Source organism: Galactobacter valiniphilus (genome assembly GCF_003575975.1).
Lineage (GTDB): Bacteria > Actinomycetota > Actinomycetes > Actinomycetales > Micrococcaceae > Galactobacter > Galactobacter valiniphilus.
This window is the reverse complement of record NZ_QQXK01000086.1, coordinates 1-597: the sequence shown is the minus strand read 5'-3', so window position 1 is coordinate 597 and position 597 is coordinate 1. Positions and strand designations below refer to the sequence as shown.

2 protein-coding genes are annotated in these 597 nt (G+C 66.2%); both read left to right on the top strand.

Translation table 11 applies throughout. The features are described 5' to 3' along the window. The first annotated feature begins 127 nt into the window (after positions 1–127). Positions 128–466, top strand: coding sequence for a hypothetical protein (locus DWB68_RS16495; protein WP_119426065.1), 339 nt, complete (start codon positions 128–130; stop codon positions 464–466). Beyond that, on the top strand, positions 388–597 hold a 210-nt coding region (locus tag DWB68_RS15840), incomplete at its 3' end, for a transposase (RefSeq protein ID WP_147391726.1). The genes DWB68_RS16495 and DWB68_RS15840, both read left to right, overlap by 79 nt.

The window sequence follows — 597 nt, the reverse complement described above, 5'->3', positions numbered from 1 at the left end:
AGGGCCTCGACGTCCCTCACCCCGCAGCCCAACTCACACCGGCGCGCCGCTCACCCCCACCGCAAGTAGGAAGAGCCACTTTGCGCGGCAGGCAACAGCGGCACAACAACCCACACCGAAAGGCGGCATGACCATGCCCCTCACCCCGAAGATCATCCTCGAGAACGCCGAAGCCATGAACAAGCCTGTCAAGGCCGCCATGGACGGCGTAGACGCGGCCCTGCAGGAGCTTGTCGAAGACGGCGAAGAGTGGACCACGAACGAGGTCCGTGCCGCCATGGACATGGCCCAGATCGGTCTGCTCAAGGCCGTCGTGCTGGGGCGCTTGACCCCTGATCTTGGACACGCTGATTCCAGCACGTTGCTGGGGAACCGAGAATCCAAGGGATGGCAAGGAAGAACTACACGGACGAGTTCCGGCAGCGGGCGGTGGACTTATTCGCATCCACGCCGGGTGCGACGTTGAAGGGCATCGCGGCGGATCTGGGGATCTCCCGCGGTGCGCTACGGGAGTGGGTCCAGAAGCACGGCTCGGGGATCACGACCACCGGCACAGCGTCGACGCCCGCGCCGGCGCGGGCGGAGTCACAGGCGGCG

What these genes read in the sequence shown, in the direction of transcription:
- DWB68_RS16495 (WP_119426065.1), top strand. Translation starts at nt 128, where the DNA reads ATGACCATGCCCCTCACCCCGAAGATCATCCTCGAGAACGCCGAAGCC.